Annotated in this window: 25 protein-coding genes; 16 read left to right on the forward strand and 9 right to left on the reverse strand. The window is 67.6% G+C overall.

Going from position 1 to position 26,651, the window contains the following annotated elements; all coding sequences use genetic code 11:
* Positions 1-122 precede the first annotated feature (122 nt).
* Positions 123-971: a polysaccharide deacetylase family protein gene (locus LZD57_RS08015; protein WP_233719094.1), complete on the forward strand. Its 849-nt coding sequence runs from the start codon at positions 123-125 to the stop codon at positions 969-971.
* Positions 972-1,050: 79 nt separating this feature from the next.
* Here the strand turns inward: LZD57_RS08015 and ychF are convergent, their stop codons facing one another.
* From ychF to LZD57_RS08040, 5 genes are all read right to left on the reverse strand, one after another.
* A complete protein-coding gene (gene ychF, locus LZD57_RS08020) occupies positions 1,051-2,154 on the reverse strand; it encodes a redox-regulated ATPase YchF (protein ID WP_233719095.1) in 1,104 nt (367 codons plus the stop codon).
* A 118-nt stretch (positions 2,155-2,272) separates the two neighbouring features.
* Positions 2,273-3,004: an aminoacyl-tRNA hydrolase gene (gene pth / locus LZD57_RS08025; RefSeq protein ID WP_233719096.1), complete on the reverse strand. Its 732-nt coding sequence runs from the start codon at positions 3,002-3,004 to the stop codon at positions 2,273-2,275.
* Between the two features lie 340 nt (positions 3,005-3,344).
* A complete protein-coding gene (locus LZD57_RS08030) occupies positions 3,345-4,007 on the reverse strand; it encodes a 50S ribosomal protein L25/general stress protein Ctc (RefSeq protein ID WP_233719097.1) in 663 nt (220 codons plus the stop codon).
* A 232-nt stretch (positions 4,008-4,239) separates the two neighbouring features.
* A complete protein-coding gene (locus tag LZD57_RS08035; protein ID WP_420844772.1) occupies positions 4,240-4,971 on the reverse strand; it encodes a L,D-transpeptidase in 732 nt (243 codons plus the stop codon).
* A 305-nt stretch (positions 4,972-5,276) separates the two neighbouring features.
* Entirely contained in the window at positions 5,277-6,002 is a 726-nt protein-coding gene (locus tag LZD57_RS08040) for a L,D-transpeptidase (protein WP_420844773.1), read from the reverse strand.
* A 455-nt stretch (positions 6,003-6,457) separates the two neighbouring features.
* On the opposite strand from LZD57_RS08040, the gene LZD57_RS08045 reads away from it, so the two are divergent.
* The 6 genes from LZD57_RS08045 (at position 6,458) to LZD57_RS08070 (ending at position 11,466) form a co-directional block, all read left to right on the forward strand.
* Positions 6,458-6,652: a hypothetical protein gene (locus LZD57_RS08045; RefSeq protein WP_233719098.1), complete on the forward strand. Its 195-nt coding sequence runs from the start codon at positions 6,458-6,460 to the stop codon at positions 6,650-6,652.
* A 101-nt stretch (positions 6,653-6,753) separates the two neighbouring features.
* Positions 6,754-7,416: a DNA-3-methyladenine glycosylase I gene (locus tag LZD57_RS08050; RefSeq protein WP_233719099.1), complete on the forward strand. Its 663-nt coding sequence runs from the start codon at positions 6,754-6,756 to the stop codon at positions 7,414-7,416.
* A gap of 235 nt (positions 7,417-7,651) precedes the next feature.
* Complete coding sequence (locus LZD57_RS08055; RefSeq protein WP_233719100.1) at positions 7,652-8,944, forward strand: glycerate kinase type-2 family protein; 1,293 nt, start codon at positions 7,652-7,654, stop codon at positions 8,942-8,944.
* Between the two features lie 81 nt (positions 8,945-9,025).
* The gene (locus LZD57_RS08060) at positions 9,026-9,298 is read left to right on the forward strand and encodes a BrnT family toxin (RefSeq protein WP_233719271.1); all 273 of its coding nucleotides are present in this window, start codon (positions 9,026-9,028) and stop codon (positions 9,296-9,298) included.
* Positions 9,258-9,542: a BrnA antitoxin family protein gene (locus LZD57_RS08065; RefSeq protein ID WP_233719101.1), complete on the forward strand. Its 285-nt coding sequence runs from the start codon at positions 9,258-9,260 to the stop codon at positions 9,540-9,542. Before LZD57_RS08060 ends, LZD57_RS08065 begins: the two co-directional genes overlap by 41 nt.
* Positions 9,543-9,891: 349 nt before the next feature.
* Positions 9,892-11,466: an ATP-binding protein gene (locus tag LZD57_RS08070; protein WP_233719272.1), complete on the forward strand. Its 1,575-nt coding sequence runs from the start codon at positions 9,892-9,894 to the stop codon at positions 11,464-11,466.
* Positions 11,467-11,479: 13 nt separating this feature from the next.
* On the opposite strand, the gene LZD57_RS08075 is transcribed toward LZD57_RS08070, so the two are convergent.
* On the reverse strand, positions 11,480-12,028 hold the full coding sequence (locus tag LZD57_RS08075; RefSeq protein WP_233719102.1) for a DUF2585 family protein: 549 nt from the start codon (positions 12,026-12,028) through the stop codon (positions 11,480-11,482).
* Between the two features lie 224 nt (positions 12,029-12,252).
* On the opposite strand from LZD57_RS08075, the gene LZD57_RS08080 reads away from it, so the two are divergent.
* From LZD57_RS08080 to LZD57_RS08095, 4 genes are read left to right on the forward strand one after another with little or no spacing between them, the layout of a single operon-like run.
* On the forward strand, positions 12,253-13,545 hold the full coding sequence (locus LZD57_RS08080; RefSeq protein WP_233719103.1) for a glycosyltransferase: 1,293 nt from the start codon (positions 12,253-12,255) through the stop codon (positions 13,543-13,545).
* The gene (gene crtY, locus LZD57_RS08085) at positions 13,532-14,704 is read left to right on the forward strand and encodes a lycopene beta-cyclase CrtY (protein ID WP_233719104.1); all 1,173 of its coding nucleotides are present in this window, start codon (positions 13,532-13,534) and stop codon (positions 14,702-14,704) included. The genes LZD57_RS08080 and crtY overlap by 14 nt, the downstream gene beginning before the upstream one ends.
* Entirely contained in the window at positions 14,701-16,227 is a 1,527-nt protein-coding gene (locus tag LZD57_RS08090) for a phytoene desaturase (protein WP_233719105.1), read from the forward strand. Before crtY ends, LZD57_RS08090 begins: the two co-directional genes overlap by 4 nt.
* A complete protein-coding gene (locus LZD57_RS08095) occupies positions 16,214-17,257 on the forward strand; it encodes a phytoene/squalene synthase family protein (protein ID WP_233719106.1) in 1,044 nt (347 codons plus the stop codon). Before LZD57_RS08090 ends, LZD57_RS08095 begins: the two co-directional genes overlap by 14 nt.
* On the opposite strand, the gene LZD57_RS08100 is transcribed toward LZD57_RS08095, so the two are convergent.
* Together LZD57_RS08100 and LZD57_RS08105 are read right to left on the reverse strand one after the other, a co-directional pair.
* Positions 17,231-17,767 carry a sterol desaturase family protein gene (locus tag LZD57_RS08100; RefSeq protein WP_233719107.1) on the reverse strand — a complete coding sequence of 179 codons (537 nt, stop codon included), beginning with the start codon at positions 17,765-17,767 and terminating at the stop codon, positions 17,231-17,233. The genes LZD57_RS08095 and LZD57_RS08100 overlap by 27 nt on opposite strands.
* Positions 17,768-17,857: 90 nt before the next feature.
* The gene (locus tag LZD57_RS08105; RefSeq protein WP_233719273.1) at positions 17,858-18,784 is read right to left on the reverse strand and encodes a polyprenyl synthetase family protein; all 927 of its coding nucleotides are present in this window, start codon (positions 18,782-18,784) and stop codon (positions 17,858-17,860) included.
* 305 nt (positions 18,785-19,089) lie between these two features.
* On the opposite strand from LZD57_RS08105, the gene fni reads away from it, so the two are divergent.
* A complete protein-coding gene (fni, locus tag LZD57_RS08110) occupies positions 19,090-20,169 on the forward strand; it encodes a type 2 isopentenyl-diphosphate Delta-isomerase (protein ID WP_233719108.1) in 1,080 nt (359 codons plus the stop codon).
* A 157-nt stretch (positions 20,170-20,326) separates the two neighbouring features.
* Here the strand turns inward: fni and LZD57_RS08115 are convergent, their stop codons facing one another.
* A complete protein-coding gene (locus LZD57_RS08115; protein WP_233719109.1) occupies positions 20,327-21,274 on the reverse strand; it encodes a LysR family transcriptional regulator in 948 nt (315 codons plus the stop codon).
* A 128-nt stretch (positions 21,275-21,402) separates the two neighbouring features.
* On the opposite strand from LZD57_RS08115, the gene LZD57_RS08120 reads away from it, so the two are divergent.
* The 4 genes from LZD57_RS08120 to fba all read left to right on the forward strand — a co-directional run bounded on the left by LZD57_RS08120 (position 21,403) and on the right by fba (position 26,626).
* Positions 21,403-22,440, forward strand: coding sequence for a class 1 fructose-bisphosphatase (locus LZD57_RS08120; protein WP_233719110.1), 1,038 nt, complete (start codon positions 21,403-21,405; stop codon positions 22,438-22,440).
* 54 nt (positions 22,441-22,494) lie between these two features.
* Complete coding sequence (locus tag LZD57_RS08125; RefSeq protein WP_233719111.1) at positions 22,495-23,367, forward strand: phosphoribulokinase; 873 nt, start codon at positions 22,495-22,497, stop codon at positions 23,365-23,367.
* 29 nt (positions 23,368-23,396) lie between these two features.
* Positions 23,397-25,406 (forward strand): transketolase, encoded by a 2,010-nt coding sequence (gene tkt, locus LZD57_RS08130; protein WP_233719112.1) that lies wholly within the window; start codon positions 23,397-23,399, stop codon positions 25,404-25,406.
* A gap of 134 nt (positions 25,407-25,540) precedes the next feature.
* Positions 25,541-26,626, forward strand: coding sequence for a class II fructose-bisphosphate aldolase (fba, locus tag LZD57_RS08135; RefSeq protein ID WP_233719113.1), 1,086 nt, complete (start codon positions 25,541-25,543; stop codon positions 26,624-26,626).
* The last annotated feature ends 25 nt before the right edge of the window (positions 26,627-26,651 follow it).

The following is a 26,651-nucleotide window of genomic DNA, read 5'->3' on the forward strand; positions in this document are numbered from 1 at the left end:
ACCGGGCGGCGACTTCCGTCTGCCGTTGCGGCATGCGGCAAGGATTTCGCCCGCTCGCAACCGATGATTAACCCTAACGCCTTATCAACGACCGGGTCAGCAACGCCACTGGACCGGTCCACATGCGCCCCTCGCGAGTTCTCCTCTCCGCCGTTCTCGCAGCCTCGCTCTTGTCCGGCTGCGCCCGGAACGACCGCACTTCGATGGCGTTTTCCGCCGTCCCGGCGACCGGTGCCGCGTCCACCCTGGTCGGCTACCAGCCGGCGGAGGTCGAAAAGACCTTCCCGCTGTTCCAGTCCTTCCAGCCGCCGGTCGGTTCGGCTCTGTCCGGCCGCACGATCGCCGTCGCGCGCTATTCCGACATCGCGCTCCGCGACAAGGAAGTGGTGCTGACCTTCGACGACGGGCCGATGCCCGGCAAGACCCACACGATCCTGAAAGCTCTCTCCGACTATGGCGTCGGGGCGACCTTCCTGATGGTCGGGCAGATGGCCAAGGCCTATCCGAACATCGCCCGCGAAGTCGCGCAGGCCGGCCATACGATCGGCACCCATACCTATCGCCACGCCAATCTCAGGACGATGAGCGACGCGGCGGCCATGGCCGAAATCCGCAAGGGCGAACTCAGCGTCGCCGACGCCCTGAAGCCCATCGGCATGCGGCCGGCACCGTTCTTCCGGTTTCCCTATCTCGCCGACACCCAGAGCCTGCGCCATCGCCTCGCCGGCGAGGGGATCGTCGCCATCGACGTCGACGTCGATTCCAAGGACTACTTCCGCGACGCGCCGGCGACGGTCCGCGAGCGGACGCTGCGCACGCTCGACAGGCACGGCCGCGGCATCATCCTGATGCACGACATCCAGGGGCGGACGGCGGCGATGCTGCCCGGCTTCCTGGCCGAACTCGAAAAGCGCGGCTACAAGGTCGTGCGGCTGGTGCCGGAGGGGCAGGCGCAGGTCGCCGGTCTCTGACCCGGCCGCGAGCGGCGAGAGCCTCGGACATCACAGAGCGAGGGAGGCCCCGGCGCCCGGACGCCGGGCCGCTCGATCCTCAGACGTTGAACTTGAAGTTCATGACGTCGCCATCCGCCACGACGTATTCCTTGCCCTCGTCGCGCGACTTGCCGGCCTCCTTGGCGCCCACTTCGCCGCCGAGCGAAACGAAATCGGCAAAGGCGATGGTCTGGGCGCGGATGAAGCCCTTTTCGAAGTCCGTATGGATGACGCCGGCGGCCTGGGGCGCCTTGGTGCCCTTGTCGATCGTCCAGGCGCGCGTCTCCTTCGGCCCGGCGGTGAAATAGGTGATGAGGTCGAGCAGCTCGTAGCCGGCGCGGATGAGGCGGTCGAGACCGGGCTCGGTGAGGCCCATGGCTTCGAGATAGTCGCCGACCTCTTCCTCCGGCAACTGGGCGATCTCGGCCTCGATGGCGGCCGAAATGATCACCGAACTCGCGCCCTGCTTCTCTGCCATCGCGGCGACGGCGGCGGAATGGGCGTTGCCGGACGACGCGTCCGCCTCGGCGACGTTGCAGACGTAGAGGACGGGCTTCGACGTCAGGAGGTTGAGGCCGCGCAGGATGCGCTTCTCTTCCTCGTCGAGGCCGGCCAAGAGCACGCGCACGGGCTTGCCCTCGTTCAGGACTTCCAGGGCCTTTTCCATGACGGGGAGGACGGCGAGCGCCTCCTTGTCCTTGCCGGTCGCCTTCTTGCGGGTGGAGACGACGCGGCGCTCGAGGCTTTCGAGATCCGACAGCATCAGCTCGGTCTCGACCGTCTCGGCGTCGGCGACGGGATCGACCCGGCCCTCGACATGGACGATGTCGTCATCCTCGAAGCAGCGCAGCACGTGGACGATCGCGTCCACCTCGCGGATGTTGGCGAGGAACTGGTTGCCGAGCCCTTCGCCCTTCGAGGCGCCGCGCACGAGGCCGGCGATGTCGACGAAGGTGATCCGCGTCGGCAGGATGGCGGCCGACTTGGCGATCTTCGCGATGTCCTTCAGCCGCGGATCGGGCACCGGCACGTCGCCGGTGTTCGGCTCGATCGTGCAGAACGGATAGTTCGCGGCGGCCGCAGCCGCGGTCTTGGTGAGGGCGTTGAACAGCGTCGACTTGCCGACATTCGGCAGGCCGACGATCCCGCATCTGAAACCCATGGGGGCAATCCTTCGGAAAATTGGGGGATCGCTCGACGATCCGGAATTTGAAACGCTGTTTGCAGCCGGACGGGCGAGGGGTCAACAGGCGGCAGGCGAAACGCGGTCGGCTGCTTTTCTACTCCTTCGCCCCGAACATCCGCTTCAGCATCTCCGCCATCGGACCCTTTTCCGGCACCTTGATCGCCGGCTTCGGCGAGCGGGCCTGACGGATGTGGCTCTGGCCCTTCGGCTCGGGCTTTGCGCCCGCCGAGCCCTTGGCGCCGGCCGGCTCCTCGCGGCCGCCGGTGGCGACGCTGACCTTGTTCATGAACAGCGCGTCCTCGCCTTTGGCGAGGCTCTCGACATTGCGGGCGATCGCGTCGAGGAAGGGCTCCAGCCACTCCCGGTCGACCTTGGCGAAGTCGCCGAGGACGTGCGGATTGACCTTTTCCCTGGTGCCCGGATGGCCGATGCCGAGGCGCACCCGGCGATAGTCCTTCGAGCCGAGATGGGCGTCGATCGATTTCAGCCCGTTGTGGCCGCCATGGCCGCCGCCGGTCTTCACCCGCAGCTTGGCCGGGGCGAGGTCGAGTTCGTCGTGGATGACCACGACGTCCTTCGGTTCGAGCTTGTAGAAACGGACCGCCTCGCCGACGGAGCGGCCAGATTCGTTCATGAAGGTCTGCGGCTTGACGAGCAGCACCTTCTCGCCACCGACGACTCCCTCGGCGATCTCGGCGGAGAACTTCTTCGACCAGCCGGGAAAGCCGTTCTGCCGGGCGATCTCGTCGACGGCCATGAAGCCGATGTTGTGGCGGTTGCCGGCATATTTCGGCCCCGGATTGCCGAGACCTGCGATCAGAAGCATGATGGCACTCCTTGGAATGGCCTATCGCTGCCAATGCCCTCGATGGCGGCGCTCTGCGGGGAGGTTACCCCCCTCTGCCCTGCCGGGCATCTCCCCCACAAGGGGGGAGATCGGCTGGATCAACGCTTCGCGCGTTCTCTGCCAAGCCGCAGGAGAAACTTTGAAGAGCTTGTCGCTCGACGTCGAGGTCTGGCGCCAGTTGATCTCCCTCCTTGTGGGGGAGATGTCGGCGAAGCCGACAGAGGGGGGTGACACCGGTTCCGAAAGCCCCTGCGTCGGACACGAAAACGGCCGGACAATGCCCGGCCGTCGCATGGTTCCGCAGGAAAAGCCGAGAGGCTTATTCCTTGCCGGCCTTGGTCTCGCCCTCGACGGTCTGAGCCTTCTGCTCGGTGACCTCGGTCTCGGCTTCTTCCTCGTCGCCTTCCGAGCGCATCGCCGCCGGCGAAACGATCGTGGCGATGGTGAAGTCGCGATCGGTGATGGTCAGCTCGACGCCCTTCGGCAGGGTGAGGGCCGAAGCGTGGATCGAGTCGTTGATCTCGAGACCGCTGAGATCGATCGTGAAGAACTCGGGGATCTCGCCGGCCGGAGCCTCGACCTCGACCTCGTGGCGAACGACGTTGAGCGTGCCGCCGCGCTTGAGACCGGGAGACTTCTCCTCGTTCTCGAAATGCACGGGGATCTCGACCGTGACGCGGGTGTCTTCCGACACGCGCAGGAAATCGACGTGAACGAGGAAGTCGCGAACCGGCTCCAGCTGATAGTCCTTCGGCAGGACCTTGATCTGCTTGCCGCCGAGCTCGATCGTCGCGATCGAGGTCATGAAACCGCCGGCGTGCAGCGCCAGGAAGGTTTCCTTGTAGGGCAGCGCGATCGGCAGCGGCTCTTCCTTGCCGCCGTAGATGACGGCGGGGATCATGTTGTTGCGGCGCAGATGTCTGGCGGCCCCCTTGCCGACCTTTTCGCGCGCCTCGGCCTTGACCGTGAAGGTCTGGTGCATGGCGTAACGTCCTTCAATGTTCGAGGGGTCGAAGCGGGCCCCATGCCCGGAACGACGAAAAGCGGCGCCCGAGACGGGGCCGCTTCACTCCGCGCTGCCTCCAAGGGTGTCCGCGCGGACGCCCGAGCCTATAACGCAAGGCCCGGCGACAGACAAGGCGCGCACACCGCTTGAACGAAAACGCCCGCCGCTTCGCTCGGGAAGGGCGGGCGTCGGATGCTGGGGGCGGGTATCAGCCGCCGAAGATCGCTTCCAGCAGACCAGGCTGACGGACCGGGCCGATCTCGGCATACACGTTGCGCGCGCCGCGGCCGTCCGGTCCGATGACGACGACCTTCGAGCCGACCGGGACGCGGCCGTAGAGATGCTCGACGTCTTCGTTCATCATGCGGATGCAGCCCGACGACATCATCTGTCCGATGGTCCAGGGCTGGTTGGTGCCGTGAATGCGGAACATCGAATCACGGCCGCCGCGGAAGAGATACATGGCGCGCGCGCCGAGCGGATTGCCGGGACCGCCTTCCATGTAGGCCGGCAGCTCGCGGCCCTTGGCGCGCTCGCGCTTGACCATGGCCGCCGGCGGCGTCCAGCCGGGCCATTCGGCCTTGCGTCCGACCTTCATCGTGCCCGACCAGCCGAAGCCTTCCTTGCCGACGCCGACGCCATAGCGCGTCGCCATGCCGTTGCCCTCGACGAAATAGAGGTAGCGCCGGCTGGAATCGACGATGACCGTGCCGGGCTTCTCGTCGGTCTGGATGCGCACCTCGCGGCGCATGAATTCGGCCGCCGGCTTGCGGGCGAGAACCTGCCGCATCCGCGCCGAGGGCGCATTCGCGTCGACCTCTTCCCAGGAAAAGGTCGCGTAATTGTAGCGGCGGACCGTCTCCGCCGAGGCCTCGGCAGCGAGGGACGCCACCATGCCGGCCGCCGCCAGGCCCAGGACGAGCTTGTTCAGGGTTTTCATCGATTTCTCTCCAGCCGTATCGCCCGCTCGACCGGCGGGCTTTTCAGTTGTCTCGGCCACGGTCGTTGCCGGTGGCCCGCATTCGGAGATCGGTGCTTTCGGCCGATCGGCCGGCCCTTCCGGGCCGGCGATCCGCGTCATCGCACGACCATGTTTTCGCCATGTTTCAAATGCGCATCGTCGATGGTTCGATCCAAGCCGAAGTGGTCCCGGGTCATAACATTTTCGTGAGCTCGGGGCGCCGCGCCGTCGGTTCCGGGCCGGCGCCTCTGCCCGCATGCATGCGACCCCAACGGAGCGATGCTTCAGAGGACGACTACTTTCGTTCCCACCGGAACCCGTCCGTAGAGGTCCGTGACGTCTTCGTTGCGCATGCGGATGCAGCCCGAGGAGACGTTGCGGCCGATCGTCCAGGGCTGGTTCGTGCCGTGGATGCGATAGAGCGTCGAGCCGAGATACATCGCCCTTGCGCCGAGCGGATTGGCCGGGCCGCCGGGCATGTGGGCGGGCAGGATGCGGCCCTTCTTCTTCTCGCGGGCGATCATCTGGGCGGGCGGCGTCCAGCCCGGCCACTCGGCCTTGCGGCTGACGCGATGGGTGCCGGACCAGCCGAAGCCCTCCTTGCCGGTGCCGACGCCGTAGCGACGGGCGGTGCCTTTCTCGCCGACGAGGTAGAGGAAGTGCGATCTCGAATCGATGACGATGGTGCCGGGTTTCTCGTGGCCTGTGTAGGCGACGTCCTGGGGCAGGAATTTCGGGTCGATGGCGTGGCGGGGATCGACCGTGCGGGCGCTCGTGCCGGGTTGAGCTGCAAGGGCAGCCGACTGGAGCCCGGCCGAACCGTCCGGCGTGCGGGCGCCGAGCACCACGCCGCTGGGTGAGCCGAATTCCATCACCCAGGGGCCGCCGACGCCAGGGGCGATGCGCACGGCGGGACGCCAGCCGTTTCGCTCCTGCGCGCCGGCAGAAACCATGCAGAACGCCAGGCTCGTGCCGACGGCGAGGGCGGCGAGGGCTGCTTTTGAAAGCATCGGTGTCTCCTCATGTGACGATCGGCCGCGTCTCATGCGACCGCTTCGACTTCGGAGGCTCGCGCGAAAGACCGAGCGATTGGTTAACCGCAAGCGCCTGACCGCTAACGATCTTTCGAAACCGTTCCCTAGGGTTAACGAGGGGTTGTCGCGCCTCTGTCGCCCTCTCGCGGGCGCCGGCGAGGCAGCGGCAGCCTCGTGCAAGCAATCGATGAAACCATAGGCAATATGAAAATAGCCCAATTCGAGGGCATTGTGCAATGCAGCAGAGCTGCTAGCATAGTCGTGCCTGCCGGTTCCACTGGCATGGCCAAGGCCGCCAAGGCCACGCGACGCCGGCCCATCCGAGGCCGGCAGATCTGGGAAGCGTTCGACAGGGTCATGTCCGGCCAAGGGGACGGACCACCATTCACCACGCCGCCAGGGAGGAGCGGCCCAGCACGCGGAGCCGATCGATGATCGCCCTCACCTTGATCATGTGCCTGAATGCCCAGCCCGCCAACTGCCACTCGGAGGACGTCGCCTTCGACGGCTCGATCATGCAATGCGCCATGTTCGGCCAGGCGGTCGCCGCCAACTACATGAACGGCCGCCCGAAATGGTCGCTGCAGCGCTACCGCTGCTCGTCGCGGCGGCTGAAGGACGCCTGAGACCGGCAGGCGGAAGCACCGGCATTCCTGCCGCCGGCCCGAACTCGGCGGCAGTGCGGGCGCTTGCCAGCCGCCGCGCCGACTGACATGAACTGTCGGCCATGAAAGCCGATCACGACATCGCAGACGGCCCCATCCCAGACGGATTGATCCGCCGGGACGACGGCTCGCTCGCCTGCGCCTGGCATGGGGCCGATCCGCTCTATCGCCGCTATCACGACGAGGAGTGGGGCCGGCCCACGGCCGACGACGACCGTCTGTACGAAAAGCTCTGCCTGGAAGGTTTCCAGGCCGGGCTCTCCTGGCTGACGATCCTGAGGAAGCGCGAGGCTTTCCGCGCGGGGTTCGAAGGCTTCTCCATCGCGCGCGTCGCGCGGATGGGCGAGGCCGATGTCGAGCGTCTGGTGAAGGATCCCGGCATCGTCCGCCACCGCGGCAAGATCGTTTCGGCGATCAACAATGCGAGGCGCGCCGCGGCGATCCAGAAGAGCCATGGCTCGCTGGCGGCGTTCCTCTGGTCCTTCGAGCCCGAGGCGCGCGAGCGCCCCGAGACCGTGACGGTGGATTTCATCCGCGCGACGCCTTCGAGTGCGGCCTCCACCCGCCTGTCGAAAGCCTTGAAGAAACAGGGTTTCAGTTTCGTCGGTGCCACCACCGTCTACGCCTTCATGCAGTCCATGGGCTTCGTCGACGACCACGTCGAGGGATGTTCCGTCCGGGCGGACTGCGAGGCGGCGCGGGCGGCGTTCGAGCGGCCACGCTGAAGCGGACGCGCCGGGGCGGGCGGCAAGGGATCGGCATCGAGCCGTTCGACGCAAACTCACGAGGGCCGGTTGACGGAACCGAAGCCCTCGAACAACAGATGGATCCGAGCCGTTTCGCAAAAGGGCAGGAGCCGGCCGTCGGTCGGGCATCCTGCGGCTCGTCGGCACCTGGATGCGACCGCATATGCCCATAGGCGCCAAGCGCCTTCGGGATGACTGAAACGTGGAGGGGAAGATGGACGCAGCACGGACGAAGCGGCTGTTGGAGGAGATCTTCGGTGCCTGCGTCGCCGCCGCGCATCCGGCGAAGATCCTGGCGGCGCATCTGCCCGAGCCGCCGCAAGGCCGGATCGTCGTGCTCGCAGCCGGCAAGGCGGCGGCGTCGATGGCGTCGGCCGCCTTCGAACATTACAGCAACGCCTGCGGCCTCGACCCCGCCCGGATCACCGGCGTCGCCGTGACGCGCGAGGGGTACGCTTTGCCGGCCGGGCCGATTCGCGTCGTCGAGGCGGGCCATCCGCTGCCGAACGAGGCGGGCCTTACGGCGACCGAGGAGGTGCTGGAGCTGGCGGCCGGCGCAGGGCCGGACGATCTGGTGTTGGCGCTGATCTCCGGCGGCGGCTCGGCCAACTGGCTGGCGCCGGCTGCCGGGGTTTCGCTCGCCGACAAGCAGGCCGTGACCAGGGCGCTGCTGCGCAGCGGCGCCGGGATCGGCGAGATCAATACGGTGCGCAAGCATCTGTCGCGGATCAAGGGTGGGCGGCTCGCCGCCGCCGCGCGGGCGAACGGGGCGCGGCTGGTGACGCTGGCGATCTCGGACGTTCCGGGCGACGATCCGAGCGTCATCGCCTCCGGCCCGACGGTGCCGGATGCGTCGACGCTCGCCGAGGCGCGCGCGATCGTCGAAGGGCGCGGCATCACGTTGCCGGAAAGCTGCCGCGCGGCGCTGAACGACCCCGCTAACGAAAGCCCGAAGCCGGGCGATTCAGCCTTCGAAGGCGCCGAGTTTCACATCGTCGCGACACCGGCCGAGGCGCTCGCTTCCGCCGCGCAGACGGCCGAAGCGGCCGGCTACAGGGTCGACAATCTCGGCGCCGACGTCGAGGGCGAAGCGCGCGACGTCGCGGCCGAGCATGCGCGGCTCGCCTTCGAGGCCAAGGCGCGCGGCGAAAAGCTCGCGATCCTCTCCGGCGGCGAACTCACCGTGACGATCCGCGGCGAGGGGAAGGGCGGCCCGAACCAGGAATATGCCCTGGCGCTCGCCGTCGCCCTCGACGGCGCCGCCGGCATCGCCGCGCTCTCCGGCGACACCGACGGCACCGACGGCGGCACGGGCCTCGCCACCGACCCGGCCGGCGCCTTCGTCCTGCCATCCACCCTGGAGCGGGCGCGAGCAGCCGGCCTCGATCCGGCGGCGGCGCTGGCAAACAACGATTCGACAGGCTTCTTCACGGCGATCGGCGACCTTCTGGAGCCGGGGCCGACGCATACCAACGTCAACGACTGCCGGGTGATCTTGGTGGGGTAGTCAGGACGAGCAGCCGGTGTCTTCTCAGTGCCGCGACCGGGCTTGTGAAGGAATTTGATCGTCACTACAAATAAAGTGATGATGCGCCTCGGCTATGACCCCGCCAAGCGTGAAATTACGCTCGACAATCGCGGCCTCGACTTCGAGGATGCAGTCGAGGTTTTCGCCGGCATCACCTTCGATCGACGCGACGACCGACGCGATTACGGCGAAGATCGGTTTGTGACCGTCGGATGGTTGCGAGGCAGAATGGTCGTCCTGGTTTGGACGCCCCGTGGCGAAACGCGCCACATCATTTCGATGAGGAAGGCCAATGAGCGCGAACAGGCCCGATACCGGACCCATCTGGACTGATCCCGACGACGCCCCCGAGCTGACCGACGAGTGGTTTGCCGGAGCGACCGTCCACAAGGGCGGTGTCGTCAAGCGGCTTCCAGGCAAGCGCGGGCGCGGGCGAAAGCCGGCAAAGGAGTCCGTGACGCTGCGCCTCGATCCTGAGGTTCTGGCGTTTTTCAGAAACACCGGACCCGGCTGGCAGACCCGCCTGAACGAGGCGCTGAAGGGCTTCGTGAGCGAAACTTCAAAGGGACGCCATTGAAGACCTCCGCTCGGGTCAACGGCAGAATGCCGATCTTTCGAGCGTCGTTCGACTCGGATCGATGTCTTTCGCGCAGTCATCGGGGGCATTTTTCGATCGCGCCAGTCCCGAAGATGGCGAGGCTGGCCCGTCGGGGAGATTGCTTCTTGCGCGCTTGCGGAATTTCGAGACCGGCCCGTCCGGCCCTCGCGGAAGACTGCAGCGACGCTTCGCGATCCTGTGGAAAGCCGAACCTGCGGCCGTCATGTGACACCCCGGCGTGCTAGTCTGACCCGCGGTGCCGGTCGCCCTCTGGCAGTCCTCGCGCCGCCCCGCCGAACCTTCGTCCGATCCACCCGAAAGGCAGATGATGACCGTCGCCGTCGATCTCGGCACGACCCAGAACGGGGAGCCGGCCGAACTCGATCTCGAAGAGCTCCTGTCGACGCGCCTGCTCGTCCAGGGCAATTCCGGCTCCGGCAAGTCGCATCTCCTGCGCCGTCTGCTCGAGCGCAGCGCCGGCCACGTCCAGCAGGCGATCGTCGACCCCGAGGGCGACTTCGTCACGCTGGCCGAGCGCTACGGTCATGTCGTCGTCGACGCCAACCGCACGCCGGCCGAGCTGACGCGCATCGCCGGCCGCATCCGCCAGCATCGCGCCTCCGTCGTCCTCAACCTCGAAGGTCTCGACGCCGAGGTGCAGATGCTGTGTTCGGCGGCCTTCCTCAACGGGCTCTTCGAGGCGGATCGGGCGTTCTGGTTCCCCATGCTGATCGCCGTCGACGAGGCGCATCTCTTCGCGCCCTCGATGTCCGGCGAACATTCCGAAGAGGCGCGCAAGGCCTCGCTCGGGGCGATGACCAACCTGATGTGCCGCGGCCGCAAGCGGGGGCTCGCCGGCGTCATCGCCACCCAGCGCCTCGCCAAGCTCGCCAAGAACGTCGCGGCGGAAGCCTCCAACTTCCTGATGGGCCGGACCTTCCTCGACATCGACATGGCTCGCGCCGCCGACCTCCTCGGCATGGACCGGCGTGCCGCCGAGCGGTTCCGCGATCTCAATACCGGCGAGTTCGTCGCCCTCGGGCCGGCGCTCTACCGCCGCCCGGTGCCGATCCGGATCGGCACGACCGAGACCCATTCGAAGGCCGGGCGGCCGACGCTGGCGCCGCTGCCCGAACTCGCGCCGGAAGACCTCGCCGATCTGGTCTTCACCGCGACGCCGGAGGAGCAGGAAGCCGAGCGCCGCCAGTCGCGGCGCCAGACGCCGGGCTTCCCCCCACCGTCCGCCCCGGCGCGCGTCGAGCCGGCGGATGGGGTGGTGCCGACCCGGGCGATCCTCGAACGGGTCAGCCAGAGCCCCTCGGTCTCCGAGCCCGTCGAGGACGAGGATCCGCGGTCGGCCGAGGAGCGGGCCGCCGCGGTCGATGCGATCTTTGCCGAAATGCTCGATGATCCGGAAGCCGCCTTCCGGCCGGTGCCGGTGCTCTATCAGGAATTCCTGACTCACTGCCGGCTGAAGCGGATATCCGGCGCGGCGACCGACATGACGGCCTTCCGCCGCCGCTTGTCGCTGGCGCGGGCGGGGATCGGCGAGGCCACCGACGACCCCGAATGGCAGGCGGTGATCGAACGCGCCGGCGAGCTGCCGGAAGAGATGCAGGGCGTCTTCATGATGCTGGCGAGAGCCGCGCGGGACGAGGCCGAATGCCCCTCGGACGAGGCGCTCGCTCGAGCATACGGCAGCCATTCCCCGTCGCGCGGCCGATTCCTGCTGTCGTTCATGGACGAACGCGGGCTGATCAAGGCCGACCGGGACTTCCGCGGCAACCGGGTCGTGACGATCGCCGGCACCGACTGGCGGACCAAGCTGCCGGAGGTGAGGCTCGACAGCATCGACGAGGCGCGGGCGAGAAGGGCGGCCCGGCTGGCGCGGCAGGGCGGCTGAGGCCGCTCCGTCCTCAGCCCCGGAAGAGTTTCAGCGTTCCGAGCACGAAGCCGTCGCCGATGACGAGTTCGATCGTGAGATCGAGCGCCACGGCCAGAATGACGGTCGCTCGGGCCGGAAGTTTCGCCGCAACGAAGAAGCCGGCGAGGACGAACAGCGTGTCGCCGCTCGCATTGAGGATGGAGTCGCCGAAATAGTCCGGCGAGTTGGGCGAGCGGCTGAAGGTCGCGATGAGGAGCGGGGTATTTTCCATCGCCTCCCAGGCAGCGCTCGAAAGCACCGCGAGAACGGCGCGCTTGGCGAGCGGCCAGCGCGGCGCCATCGCCGCCACGAAACCGTAGAGCGCCATGCCGAAGATCAGATGGAGGCCGGAGTACCAGTCGGAGAACTGCTGGCTGTTCTGCTCCTGCGTCAACCCGCCGTTCCAGATCTCGACGGTTCCACAAGGGCAGATCCAGGGGCGACCGAGGATGCGCAGCCACAGGACGAGACCGACAAACACGGCGGTGCCGGCGAACAGGCTGACGGCAAGGGAGCGGAAGATCGATGCTTCCTCCGACAACCGGCGCGGCGCGCGGTGCCGCCCATCGATGGACCGCACCGGCCCCGGACGAGGGATCGGCTCGCTGGTGGCCGCAAGGGAAATGTCGTCGGTAGGAACGGACAAGGTCGGTGGCTGGAGCGGCAGAGCGGAAGGGATGAGAATGGCGCCCACGAGAGGCATCGCCTAAGGATGAGCTTCCGTCCAGGCGTTTCAAGCCATGTCCGTCCCCAACTTCGTGCCCGATGACCGAAATCGCCGTCGTCTGCCCGCCCTATTACAGCCATCTGCGCCTCTTCGAAGCCCTGGCGGAAGAGTTGCGAGGCCGCGGCCATGGCGTTCACTTCATCGTCAATGCCGGCGCAGCCGGGATGATCACTGCCGGCGGCGAGGGGATCTTCGTCCACGAGGTCGGCCGGCGATCGCGCCATGATCTCGACCGGTTGATCACCCGCGCGGCCGGCGGCGGTACGCCCCTGTCGGTGCTGAGGACGGTGCGCGACGCTGCAAGGCTGACGGAGGATCTCTGCCGCGAGGCTCCGGCGCTGTGCCGCGATCTGCGGATCGGGGCGATGGTCGGTGATCAGATGGAACCGGCCGCCGGCCTGATTGCCCGCCATCTCGGCCTGCCATTCGTCTCGGTCGCCTCGGCGCTGCCTGTTCATGACGATCCGACGGTGCCGCTGCCTTTCCTCGGCTGGCCCTACGATCCGAGCGAGGCGGGGCTGAAGCGCAACAGGGGCGGGGTGACGGTGGCCGGGCTGCTGCTGGCCCGGCAGAGGAAGACGATCGCCCGATGGGCCGATGAATTCGATCTGCCGAACCTCGCGACGCTCGCCGGTTGCCTGTCCACCACCTGCCAGATCAGCCAGCTCACCTGGAGCTTCGACTTCCCGCGCGAGCCCTCGCCGATCCGCCATGCCGTCGGGCCGATCCGCCGCCGAGGCCGCGACGAGGCGGCGCCGGCGATCCGGCGCGATCCCGGTCGCCCTCTCGTCTTCGCCTCCTTCGGCACGTTGCAGGGGCATCGGCTGCGGCTGTTCCGCAGGATCGCCAGGGCCTGCGAGCGCATCGGCGCGGACTGCGTCGTCGCCCATTGCGGCGGGTTGACGGAAGCCGAGGCATCGACGATCGGCGCCCGCCACGTCACCGATTTCGTGCCGCAGCGCGCGATGCTCGCCGAAGCCGACCTCTGCGTCACCCATGCGGGGATGAACACCGTCCTCGACGCGCTGGAGGCGGGAACGCCCATGCTGGCAATCCCGATGGCCTTCGACCAGCCGGGCGTCGCCGCCCGCATCGTCCATCACGGTGTCGGCGAGAGGCTCACGCGCGGCCATTTGTCCACGCGATCCATCGCCACTCGTCTTGAGCGATTGCTGGGAACGTCTAGTTTCACTGACAATGCATCGCGCATCGGGCGCGACATTCAAGGGTCTGGCGGAGCGAAGTTGGCGGGAGACATCATCGAGCGGGCATTGGCAGCGTCTGGCGACTTCGAGCGACCGGCCGGACGGGACGGCCATGGCCCGACCTGAACGCCTCGACATCGCGCTCGTCGGAGGTGGGCTCGCCAACGGCCTCATCGCTTGGCGTCTGTCGGAGCTGCGGCCGGATCTCAGCTTCCGGCTGATCGAGGCGGGGCCGGACGTCGGCGGCAACCATACCTGGTCGTTTCACCAGGGCGACCTGACGGCGAGCGAACACGGCTGGATGGCACCGTTCGTGACCTATCGCTGGAGCGACAACGAGGTACGGTTTCCCAACCGGCGCAAACGCCTCGGCACCGGCTATTGCAGCGTCTCCTCGGAGCGGTTTCGGGACTTGCTGACGGGGCGGCTCGGGGAGCGGATCCTCTGCAATGCGCCCGCGCGGGCCGTGACGCCGACGCGTGTCGTTCTCCAGGACGGCGCCGAGATCGAGGCCTCATGCGTCGTCGACGGGCGCGGACACGCGCCGAGCCGGCACATGCGGCTCGGCTTCCAGAAATTCCTCGGCCAGGAGATCGAGATGACGGCGGCCCACGGGGTGGACCGGCCGGTGATCATGGACGCGACGGTGCCGCAGTCGGACGGCTACCGCTTCGTCTATCTCCTGCCGCTGACGGCGACGCGGCTGTTGATCGAGGATACCTACTATGCCGACGGAGCCGATCTCGATCGCGCGCGTCTCGCCGCCTCGATCCGGCAATACATGAACGACCACGGCTGGACGGCCGGAGAGATCGTCCGGGAGGAGGAGGGCATCCTGCCGATCGCCATCGACGGCGACATCGAGGCATTCTGGGACGAGAAGGCGGGCGTCGCCGCGTCCGGCCTCGCAGCCGGGCTGTTTCACCCGACGACCGGCTATTCGCTGCCGGACGCGGTGAAGCTCGCCGACCGGCTGGCCCGGCTGCCGGATCTCGGCGCGGCCGCCGTCTACGCCGAGACGCGCGCCCACTCCGTCTCGACCTGGAAGGAGCGCGGCTTCTTCCGCATGCTCAATCGGCTTCTCTACTTCGCCGGCGACGCCTCGCAGCGCTACCGCATCCTCGAACATTTCTACCGGCTCGACGCGCCGCTGGTCGCGCGGTTCTATGCCGCCCGGCTGAAGACGCGGGACAAGCTGCGCATCCTCACCGGCAAGCCGCCCGTTCCCTTCGGCAGCGCCATTCGCGTCCTGGCCCGCCACCGGCTGACGGGAGATCTCGCATGAGCGCCGCGACCGACGTCAGGGGAGCGGAGACGGCGGCTGGCGGGCGCCGGGCCGTGGTCGTCGGCGCAGGGTTCGGCGGCCTCGCGCTCGCCATCCGCCTGCAGGCTGCGGGCATCGAGACGGTCCTCGTCGAGAAGCGCGACAAGCCCGGTGGCCGGGCCTACGTCTATCAGGATGCCGGCTACACCTTCGACGCCGGGCCGACGGTGATCACCGACCCGACGGCGCTCGAAGAGCTGTTCTCCGCGGCCGGCCGCAGGATGGCCGACTATGTCGAGCTCCTACCGGTCTCGCCCTTCTACCGGCTCTGCTGGGAAGACGGCCGCTCCTTCGACTACGTCAACGACCAGGCCGAACTCGACCGGCAGATCCGCGACTTCGAGCCGGCCGACGTCGAAGGCTATCGCCGCTTCCTGGCCTATTCGAAAGACGTGTTCCGGGAGGGCTACGAGAAGCTCGGCACCGTGCCCTTCCTCAATTTCCGCGACATGGTCCGCGCCGGACCGCAACTGGCGCGGCTGCAGGCCTGGCGCAGCGTCTATTCCAAGGTCGCCGACTTCATCAAGGACGAGCATCTGCGCCAGACCTTCTCTTTCCACTCGCTGCTGGTCGGCGGCAATCCGTTCGCCACCTCCTCGATCTACGCCCTCATCCACGCGCTCGAACGGGAATGGGGTGTCTGGTTCGCGCGCGGCGGCACCGGGGCGCTGGTCAACGGGCTCGTAAAGCTCTTCACCGACATCGGCGGGCGGATCGAACTCTCCGCCGAGGTCGCCGAGATCGAGATGGCGGGCGGCCTCGCCCGCGCCGTGCGGCTGAAGGACGGGCGCCGGTTCGCGGCCGACATGGTCGCATCGAATGCCGACGTCGTTCACACTTACGGCCGGCTGCTCGGCGCCAGCGCCCGCGGCGCATCGCAGGCCAGGCGGCTGGCGAAGAAGCGCTTTTCCATGTCGCTCTTCGTCATCTATTTCGGGCTTAAGACCCACCGGCCGGACATCCGCCACCACACCGTCTGCTTCGGCGCGCGCTATCGCGAGCTGATCTCCGAGATCTTCAACGGCCGGGACCTGCCCGGCGACTTCTCGCTCTATCTGCACAACCCTTGCGTCACCGACCCCTCGCTGGCGCCGGACGGGGCCGGCGCCTTCTACGTCCTGTCGCCGGTGCCGCATCTCGGCAATGCCGACATCGACTGGGAAAAGGAGGGACCGGTCTATCGCGACAGGATCCTCGCCTATCTGGAGGAGCGTTACATTCCCGGCCTTCGGGGCGATCTCGCCACCTGCCGGATCTTCACCCCGGCCGACTTCAAGTCGGAGCTGAACGCCCATCTCGGCTCGGCCTTCTCGCTCGATCCGGTGCTCACCCAGAGCGCCTGGTTCCGGCCCCACAACCGCGACGACGAGATTGCGAACCTCTATTTCGTCGGCGCGGGGACGCATCCCGGCGCCGGCGTGCCCGGGGTCGTCGGCTCGGCCAAGGCGACGGCCGGCCTGATGATCGCGGATGGTGCGGGCTGAGGCGATGTCGATTGCCAGCGAACCGATGCCGCCGCCGCTCGCCCGCACCGACAGAGCCGAACTCGCCGCCCTTGCCGAGGACACGATCGCCAGGGGCTCCAAGAGCTTTGCGGCGGCGGCCAAGCTCTTCGCGCCCGAGGTCCGCGAGAGCGCCATGATGCTCTATGCGTGGTGCCGGCACTGCGACGACGTCATCGATGGCCAGCATCTCGGCCTCTCCAGGCGGCCCGCCGTCGAAGAGCCGGAGCCGATGCAGCGGCTGAACCATCTCCTCGTCGAAACCCTGCGGGCCCTCGACGGCGAGGAAGCGGTGGATCCCCCGTTCCTGTCGATGGCCGAAGTCGCCCGTCGGCACCGCCTGCCGACGCGGCTCTTCGTCGAGCATCTCGAAGGCTACCGCATGGACGTCGGCGATGAGCATTACGAGACGATCGAGGACACGCTGTCCTACTGCTATCGCGTCGCCGGCGTCGTCGGGGTGATGATGGCGACGATCATGGGGGCGAAGGGCGAGCGGACGCTGGACCGGGCGAGCGATCTCGGCATGGCCTTCCAGCTCACCAACATCGCCCGCGACATCGTCGAGGACGCCCGCAACGGCCGCGTCTACGTTCCTGCCGCATGGCTCGCCGAAGCGCGGCTGGAGGCAAAGGACCTCACGGATCCTGCCAGGCGCGAAGAGGTCGCGGCCCTGGCGGGGCGGCTGGTCGATTTCGCCGAGCCCTATTATCGCTCGGCCTTCGTCGGCTTGAGCGCGCTTCCCGCCCGGTCGGCCTGGGCGGTGGCGACGGCGCACGGCGTCTATCGGCAGATCGGCCTCGACATCAGGGCGCGGGGTGCCGGCGCCTACGGCCAGCGGGTCTCGACCAGCCGGGCGGCGAAGCTGCGCCATGTCGGTCTCGGCGCCCTCAAGGTCGCCGCGACGCGCATTCCCTGGCCGGTCGGGCGCTCGCCGAAGCTCTGGACGCGACCGCGCGGGGGACCGACCGGTGCCGAGCGGAGCTCAGGAGACCGACGCACGCGTCTCTGACGGCTCGGCCTTCTGCGCCTGCCGCTCGGCCGCGACCGTTCCGCGGCGCCGCAGCTCCGAGGAGAGTTGCTCCACCGGCGGCGCGTAGAGGAACCCGAAGGAGACGCAGCCCTGCTTGCCCTCGACGGCGTGATGCAGCCGGTGCGCCTGGACGAGCCGCTTGGCATAACCCTTGTGCGGAATGTGCCGGAACGGCCAGCGCTGATGAACGAGACCGTCGTGGACGACGAAATAGAAGACGCCGTACATGGTGATCCCGACCGCGACGGCGAACACCACCGGATGGCCGTTGGAGCCGACGACGAAGAGGGCGATGGCGAGAACCGAGAACACCACGGCGTAAAGATCGTTCTTTTCGAACACGCCCTCGGTCTCTTCGTGATGGGACTTGTGCCACCCCCAGCCGAAGCCGTGCATGATGTATTTGTGCGCCGCCCAGGCGACGCCCTCCATGATCAGCAAGACGACGAGCGCCACTGCCGCGAGGCCGAGAAATTCGATCGTCGTCATCACCTTCTCCATCGCCGGCGGATCGTCTGTCGCGCCGTCCTCCGCACGCCCGCGCCCTTGGCGTGGTGTCGCCGCGGCGCCGCGTCCGGCCTATTTCGCGCCCACGTCCGCGGGGGTCTTCCCTGCACGCGCGGCGGGCATCGCCTCTGCGAAGATGACGTCGACGCAGCCGTGCATCAAGCTCTCCGGGCCGACCGATTCGTCGAGGAGGGCGTGCGCCCTCGCCACGTGAGCGCCGATGCGACCGATCACCGAATCGCTGCCGATGACCGAACCGATGGTCGACTTGCCAACGTCCTTGCCGACGTCCTTGCCCGTGCGGCCGGCGTTGACGTCCTCGTCGAGCAGGTCGTCGAGGAGCTGAAAAGCGTGGCCGAGTTCGGTCGCGAAGTTGCGAAGCGAGATCCGCACCCGGTGGTCGGCGCCGGCGACGGCCGCGCCGATTTCCACCGCGGCGGAAAACAGCGAGCCGGTTTTCAGGCTGTTGGTCGCGGCGATGTCGGTCACGTCGCGCTGATGGGCGCCGTCGCGCAGATCGGCGAGCTGGCCGGCGACGAGGCCGGAGACGCCGACGGCACGGGTGAGGATCGCGACGCTTTCCGCCCGCACCTTGTCGCTCGTGCCGGAGAGTTTCGCCAGCGTCTCGAAGGCGCCCGAAAGCGCGGCGATCGCGGCGAGGATGGCGACATCCTCGCCATAGGCGGCATGGACGGCGGGCCGGCCGCGCCGCATCGTCGCGTCGTCCATCGACGGCAGGTCGTCGAGGGTGAGCGAGGCGGCATGCACCATCTCGACCGCGCAGCCGGCGTCGACCGCGGTCTCGACGTCGCCGCCGAGATCCATGGCGACGAGGACGGTCATCATCGGCCGCAGCCGCTTGCCGGGCGCAAGGACGCTCGCCGCGATGGCCTCGTCGAGCGCGGTCTGGCCGGGCAAAGCACGGGGAACCAGGGATCGAAGCCGCTGATCGATCAGATCGCGCTGCCTGGTCAGATCACGGAGCAGTTCAGGCGACATGGCCACCTAGACATCTCGAAGAGCCGGCCGGGGGGAGGGCGGCCGAAGGAGGGGGCGCGAAATCTGCGAGCATTGCTATCGTCTTGAACTCCATACCGCATCGGCAATCGGCGACGTTCGACTGAATCATTAACCGGAAAACGACCTTGTCGACAGTCTTTGCTCGCCGTAAACGCGTTGTATGTGCGGCGCTTTCCCGTCTGCGGCGATGATCATCGTCGCAAACGAATCCGCCGAGGACAATAGCCGCATCGGCAGGCCGCGAAAGCGTTTGCCCCGAGGCTGCGACGATAGGACCAGCGCCCTTGACGAAGCGACGAGAGCCCGGCGACGGCCCGGGGGCGCAAGGCGGCGACATCGCCGGCCGCAAGAGCGACCACATCGACATCGTGCTCGCCGCCGGCCCCTCGGGGGGCGGCCGGATCGCCTCGGGGCTCGATGCCGTCCGTTTCGAGCATTGCGCGCTTCCCGAGCTGTCGTTGGCCGAAATCGATCTTTCGGCGGCGTTTTTCGGCAAGCGGCTGAAGGCGCCGCTGCTGATCTCCTCGATGACCGGCGGGCCGGAGCGGGCGGCCCGGATCAACGCCCATCTGGCGGAAGCCGCCGAGGACCTCGGTATCGCGCTCGCCGTCGGCTCCCAGCGCATCGCCATCGAGGGGCGCGCCAGCGGCGGGCTCGACGCCTCGCTGCGTCGCCTTGCGCCCTCGATCCCGATCCTGGCGAACATCGGCGCCGCGCAGCTCGGCCTCGGCTATGGCCGGGACCAGGCGATGCGGGCCGTCGAGATGATCGGCGCCGACGCGCTGATCGTCCATCTCAACCCCCTGCAGGAGGCCGTCCAGGCCGGCGGCGACACGGACTGGCGGGGGATCCTCGACAGGATCGGGGCGCTGGCGCGAGACCTGCCGGTGCCGCTGGTCGTCAAGGAAGTCGGTGCCGGGATCTCGGCATCGCTCGCCCGGCGGCTCGTCGACCTCGGCGCCGCGGCCATCGACGTCGCCGGCGCGGGGGGGACGAGCTGGGCGGCGGTCGAAGCCGAGCGGGCGGAGGACGCGCGGCTGAAGAAGACCGCGATGGTCTTCGCCGACTGGGGCATCCCGACGGCGCGGGCGATCGTCGACGTGCGGGCCGCATGCCCGGATACCATGGTGATCGGCTCGGGCGGCCTGAGGACCGGTCTCGACGTCGCCAGGGCGATTCGCCTCGGCGCCGACGTCGGCGGCCAGGCGGCGGCCTCGCTGGCGGCGGCGGACCGTTCGACCGAGGCGGTGGCGGCGCATTTCGCCGGCGTCGTCCAGGAATTGCGGATCGCCTGCTTCTGCACCGGCTCGGCCGATCTCGCGGCGCTGAAACGGGCGCCGCTGATCGATGCGGGCGGGGCGTGACGCCGGATCGTCATTGGCGCAGGCGTCGCGCCAAGGGGCCAAGGACGATGCAGCGCCGAACTGGATGGGCCTCGATTTCATGCGCGGCGGACGACAGCGCCCGGGTATGGCGCAGCGATTGCCGAGGGATGCGCCGCGTCGCCTCGTGGCACAGCTCTTACTGGGCCTCGATCGTCTCTGCCGGATAAAGCCGGTCGAGCAGCGGCAGGTGCTTCGCCCCCCGTTCCACCAGAAACTGCTTGAAGGCCCGCTCCGCCGGGGCGGCGATGCGCTCCTTGCGGCAGACGGCGAACCATTTTCGCCGGATCGGCATGTCGGCGACGTCGAGCACGGCGAGCCGGCCCATCTCCACCTCGAAGGCGATCGTGTGGGCCGAGATGAAGGCGATGCCGAGCCCGGCCATCACCGCCTGCTTGATCGTCTCGTTGGAGCCCATCTCGACGCTCCGCTCGGCCAGCCGATCGGGATGCTCGGCGAAGAAGCCTTCGAGCGCCGCCCGCGTCCCCGAACCCTGTTCGCGGATGATGATCGTCTCGGCGAGAAGCCGGTCGCGCCCGATTTCCCGCTGGCGCACCAGCGGATGGGCCGGGTGGGCGATGATCACCAGCGGATGGTCGCCGAAGAAGGTGGATTCGACCGGAAACTCGATCGGCGGGCGGCCCATCAGCGCGATGTCGAGCTTGTAGTCCTTGAGGTCGGCGATGATGTCGTGTCGATTGCCGACCTTGAGCTTCACCTCGATCTGGGGATAGGCCTCGCGGAAGGAGGCGATCAGGCGCGGCGCGAAATATTTCGCCGTCGAGACCACGCCGAGATGAATGGTGCCGGACCTGACGCCCTTGATCGAATCGATTTCCTCGGAGAGCCCCTTCAGCGTCGTCTCGATGGCGTTGGCGGCGGCCAGCACGGCGACGCCGGCCATCGTCAGCCGCATGCCGTCGCTCGTTCGGTCGAACAGAGCGAGTCCGACGTCGTCCTCCATCTGTTTCACCTGTAAGGTCACCGCCGGCGCCGTCAGCCCTAATTGTCTGGCGGCCGCGGCGATGGTGCCGTGCCGGCTGATCGCCTGGACCGACCGCAATTGGCGCAAAGTGAGGTTCCGCATGACCCCTTAGTTATTTTGATTTACGGCTTGCGTAAAGATAATAAATTTTACTTACCCGTCCCGGGTGCCCATGCTGCCTCCATCAGAGCCAGCCGGGCGAAGAACCCGGCAGCTCCATGGAGGAAAGCATGGCATCGTCCCTCGACGCTCATCTCGAATCGCAATGCGGCAACGACCCGCTGAAGCGTCAGGTCGGCACCACGATCCGCAATCTCGCGACCGCCGCGGTCAAGCTTCGCAACAAGATCACCGCCGGCGGCGAGGGCCTCGGCCAGGCGAAGGGCGGCACGAACGCCGGTGGCGACGTGCAGAAGGAGCTCGACGTCGTCGCCGACAAGATCTTCATGGAGGCCGCCGAGGCCTCGCCGCTCGCCTTCTTCGGCTCCGAGGAGCAGGACGATGCGGTGCTCCTGAAGCCGGACGCCGGGCTGGCGATGGCGATCGATCCGCTCGACGGTTCGTCCAACATCGAGACCGACGTCACGATCGGGACGATCTTCTCGATCCTGCCGGTCGAGGAGGAGCACCGGGCGGACCCGTCGAAGGTCTTCCGTCAGAAGGGCTCGCGGCAGCTCGGGGCCGGGTTCTTCGTCTACGGCCCGCAGCTGCTTCTCGTCATGTCGATGGGCAACGGCACCCACGTCTTCATCTTCTCGCCGGGCTTCGGCGGTTTCGTCGAACTGAACGCGTCGATCGCGATCGCCGACAAGGCGAACGAGTTCGCCATCAACGCTTCGAACTACCGCCACTGGGACCAGCCGATCCGCAGCTACATCGACGATCTGCTGGCCGGCAGCGAAGGCCCGCGCGAGCGCGACTTCAACATGCGCTGGGTCGGGTCGCTGGTCGCCGACTGCTACCGCATCCTCTTGCGCGGCGGCATCTTCCTTTATCCGGGCGACGGCCGGAAGAACTATGCCAAGGGCCGGCTGCGGCTGGTCTACGAGGCCAACCCCGTCGCCTTCTGCGTCGAAAATGCCGGCGGCAGGGCGACCGACGGGACGACGCCGATCCTCGACATCGAGCCGGAGGGCCTGCACGACCGCACGCCGCTGGTCTTCGGGTCCGGGCGCGAGGTCGAACGGGTCGCGCGCTACATCGCCGATCCCTCGGCGCTCGCCGAGCGCTCGCCGCTGTTCGGCAAGAGGAGCCTGTTCAGGGCGTGAAGACGGTCGGCCCGTTGCGTGGGGAGGCGCATCGGGCTTCGGGAGGAAAACGAGATGTCCGCCAAGCATCCGATCATCGCCATCACCGGCTCGTCCGGGGCCGGCACGACATCCGTCAAGAAGATCTTCGACCAGATCTTCCGCCGCGAGCACGTCCGGGCCGCCTTCATCGAGGGCGACGCCTTCCACCGCTACGACCGCCGGGCGATGAAGGCCAAGATGCTGGAGGAGGAGGCGAACGGCAATCGCGACTTCTCCCACTTCAGCCCGGAGGCCAACATCCTGGAAAGGCTGCAGGAAGTCTTCCAGGACTTCGGCCGCAAGGGCAGGGGGGAGACGCGCCACTACATCCACGACCAGGACGAGGCGCAGCTCTACGGCGGCGAGCCCGGCACCTTTTCCGACTGGGCGCCGCTGGAGGAGAGCGACCTGCTCTTCTACGAAGGCCTGCACGGCTGCGTGAAGACCGAAACGGTCGATCTCGCGCCGCTGGTGGATCTCAAGATCGGCGTCGTGCCGGTGATCAATCTCGAATGGATCCAGAAGATCCACCGGGACAAGGCGACGAGAGGCTATTCGACCGAGGCGGTGATGGACACGATCCTGAGGCGCATGCCCGACTACGTGAAATACATCTGCCCGCAATTCGCCCGCACCGACATCAACTTCCAGCGCGTGCCGATCGTCGACACCTCCGACCCGTTCATCGCCCGCTGGATCCCGACGCCGGACGAATCGATGATCGTCATCCGCTTTGCGAAGCCCCGCGGCATCGATTTTCCCTATCTTCTGTCTATGATCCACGGGAGCTTCATGTCTCGCGCCAACTCGATCGTTGCGCCGGGCAACAAGCTCGACATAGCCATGCAGCTCATCCTGACGCCGCTGATCCTCCAGCTGATGGAAAAGAAACGCCGGGCGTCCTGAGCTCGAACTTAAATTCCAAGGAAGACATCATGTCTCAATCCGCCGAACAAATGCCCCACGAGATGGCGGGCGTCTCCCTCCGCGACATGGCGAACGCCATCCGCGCCCTGTCGATGGACGCCGTCCAGAAGGCGAATTCGGGCCATCCCGGCATGCCGATGGGCATGGCCGACGTCGCGGCCGTCCTGTTCTCGAAGTTCCTGCGCGTCGATCCCTCGAAGCCGGACTGGCCGAACCGCGACCGCTTCGTCCTGTCGAACGGCCACGGCTCGATGCTGCAATACTCCGTCATGCATCTCCTCGGCTTCCCGGAGATGACGATCGAGGAGATCGAGAACTTCCGGCAGCTCGGCAGCCGCACCGCCGGCCATCCGGAATACGGCCATGCCGCCGGCATCGAGGCGACCACCGGCCCGCTCGGCCAGGGCATCACCATGTCGGTCGGCATGGCGCTGGCCGAACGGATGCTCGCGGCCCGCTTCGGCGAGGATCTCGTCGATCATTACACCTACGTGTTCTGCGGCGACGGCTGCCTGATGGAGGGCATCTCCCACGAGGCGATCGACCTTGCCGGCCATCTGAAGCTGAACAAGCTGATCTACTTCTTCGACGACAACCACATCTCGATCGACGGCGACACCAAGCTCGCCACCTCGATCGACCAGCGCGAGCGTTTCGAGGCCCATGGCTGGAACACCTGGGCGGTCGACGGCCACGATCCGGAGGCGATCGAGAAGGTGATCGAAGAGGCCCGGGCGAGCGATAAGCCCGCCTTCATCGCCTGCCGCACCATCATCGGCTACGGCGCGCCGAACCTGCAGGGCACCGACAAGGTGCACGGCAACGCGCTGGGCAAGGACGAGGTCGCGGCGACGCGCAAGCATCTCGGCTGGACGTCCGAGGCCTTCGTCATTCCCGACGCGATCACCGAGGCCTGGCACGCGGCGGCGCAGAAGGGGCGCGAGGCGCGCGAGGCCTGGGAGAAGACCCGCGACGCCGCGCCGAAGCGGGCCGAGTTCGAGGCGCAATATGCGACGACGCTGCCGGAGAACCTCGCCGAGCTGATGGCCAAGGCGCGGGCCGACGTCGTCACCGACAAGCCGAACGTCGCCACCCGCAAGGCGTCCGAAATGGCGCTCGAGGTGATCAACGGGGCGAGCGAACTGACCATCGGCGGTTCGGCGGATCTGACGCCCTCGAACAACACCAAGACCAAGGGCCTGAAGGACGTCGCCCCCGGCGATTTCGCCGGCCGCTACGTCCGCTACGGCGTGCGCGAGCACGGCATGGCCGCGGTGATGAACGGCCTGGCGCTGCATGGCGGCTTCATCCCCTATGGCGGCACCTTCATGTGCTTCACCGACTATGCGCGCGGGGCGATCCGCCTGTCGGCGCTGATGGGGATCCGGGTCGTCTACGTCATGACCCACGATTCCATCGGCCTCGGCGAGGACGGCCCGACGCACCAGCCGATCGAGCATCTGGCGATCCACCGCGCGACCCCCAATCTCCTCCTGTTCCGGCCGGCCGATGCGGTCGAGACCAACGAGGCCTGGGAAATCGCCCTGGGCGAGTTGAAGCGCCCGTCGGTGATGGCGCTGTCGCGCCAGGGCGTGCCGACGGTGCGCTCCGGTTCGGTCTCGGAGAACAAGACCCGCAAGGGCGCCTATGTGCTCAAGGATACCGACGGCCCGCGGGACTTCACGCTCCTTTCGACCGGCACCGAAGTCTCGCTCGCCCTCGAAGCCGCCGAGAAGCTCAAGGAAAAGGGCCTGAAGGTCGCCGTCGTCTCGATGCCCTGCTGGGAGCTCTTCGAGGAGCAGGACGCGGCCTATCGCAAGTCCGTGCTCGGCAACGCGCCGCGCATCGCCATCGAGGCGGCGGCGCGGCTCGGCTGGGACCGCTGGCTCGGCGAGGACGGCCGCTTCATCGGCATGAACACCTTCGGCGCCTCGGCGCCGGCGCCGGAAGTCTACGCGAAGTTCGGCATCACCGCCGAGGCGGTGGTTGCCGCGGCGGACGAGATGCTGAAGCAGTAAGCGCCGCCACGGCGCATGGGCCGGCCGGGGAGGCCGGCCCCCGATACCGAGTGACGGCATGGAGACGACATGGCGCGGGGAAACCCTTCCCCGCGCACGGGAAAGACGTGTGCGAAAGAGGAGGCCGCTGCGCCATGGCCAAGATCACGCTGAGACAGTTGCTCGATCACGCCGCCGACGGGGGTTATGGCGTGCCGGCGTTCAACATCAACAACATGGAGCAGGGTCTGGCGATCATGGAGGCGGCCGCCAGGAGCGACGCGCCGGTCATCATGCAGGCCTCGCGCGGGGCGCGGTCCTACGCCAGGGACATCATGCTGGAAAAGATGATGGACGCGCTCGTCGAGATGTTTCCGCAGATCCCGGTCTGCATCCATCAGGACCACGGCAACAACGAGCAGACCTGTCTCACCGCCATTCGCCACGGCTTCACCTCGGTGATGATGGACGGCTCGCTCGAAGCCGACATGAAGACGCCGGCCTCCTACGACTACAACGTCACCATCACCGAACGGGTGACCCGCATGGCCCACTGGGTGGGCGCGTCGGTGGAGGGCGAGCTCGGCGTCCTCGGCTCGCTGGAGACCGGCGAGGGCGAGAAGGAGGACGGCGTCGGCTTCGAGGGCAAGCTGTCCCACGACAGGCTGCTCACCGATCCGGATCAGGCGGTCGATTTCGTCCGCCGGACCAAGGTCGACGCGCTGGCGATCGCCATGGGTACCTCCCACGGCGCCTACAAGTTCACCCGCAAGCCGGACGGCGAGATCCTCGCGATGCATGTGATCGAGGAGATCCACGCCAAGCTGCCGAACACGCATCTCGTGATGCACGGCTCCTCCTCGGTGCCGGAGGATCTCCAGGAGCTGATCAACCGCTATGGCGGCAGGATGCGGGAGACCTATGGGGTGCCGGTCGAGGAGATCGTCCGCGGCATCCGGCACGGCGTCCGCAAGGTCAACATCGACACCGACTGCCGGATGGCGATGACGGCGCAGTTCCGCAAGGTGGCAATGGAAAAGCCGGAGGAGTTCGATCCGCGCAAGTTCCTGACGCCGGCGATGGACGCTCTGAAGAAGCTCTGCCTCGAACGCTACGAAGCCTTCGGCTGCGCCGGGCAGGCGGCGAAGATCAGGCCGCTGCCGCTCGACCAGATGGCGGCGCGATACCAGTCGGGCGAACTCGAACCGCGCATCGAGGTCACCGCCGCCGCGGCCGCATAGGCGGGCGATGAATCCGGCTCGAAAG

Origin of the sequence: Jiella avicenniae, assembly GCF_021390325.1 — a bacterium.
GTDB lineage: Bacteria > Pseudomonadota > Alphaproteobacteria > Rhizobiales > Rhizobiaceae > Jiella > Jiella avicenniae.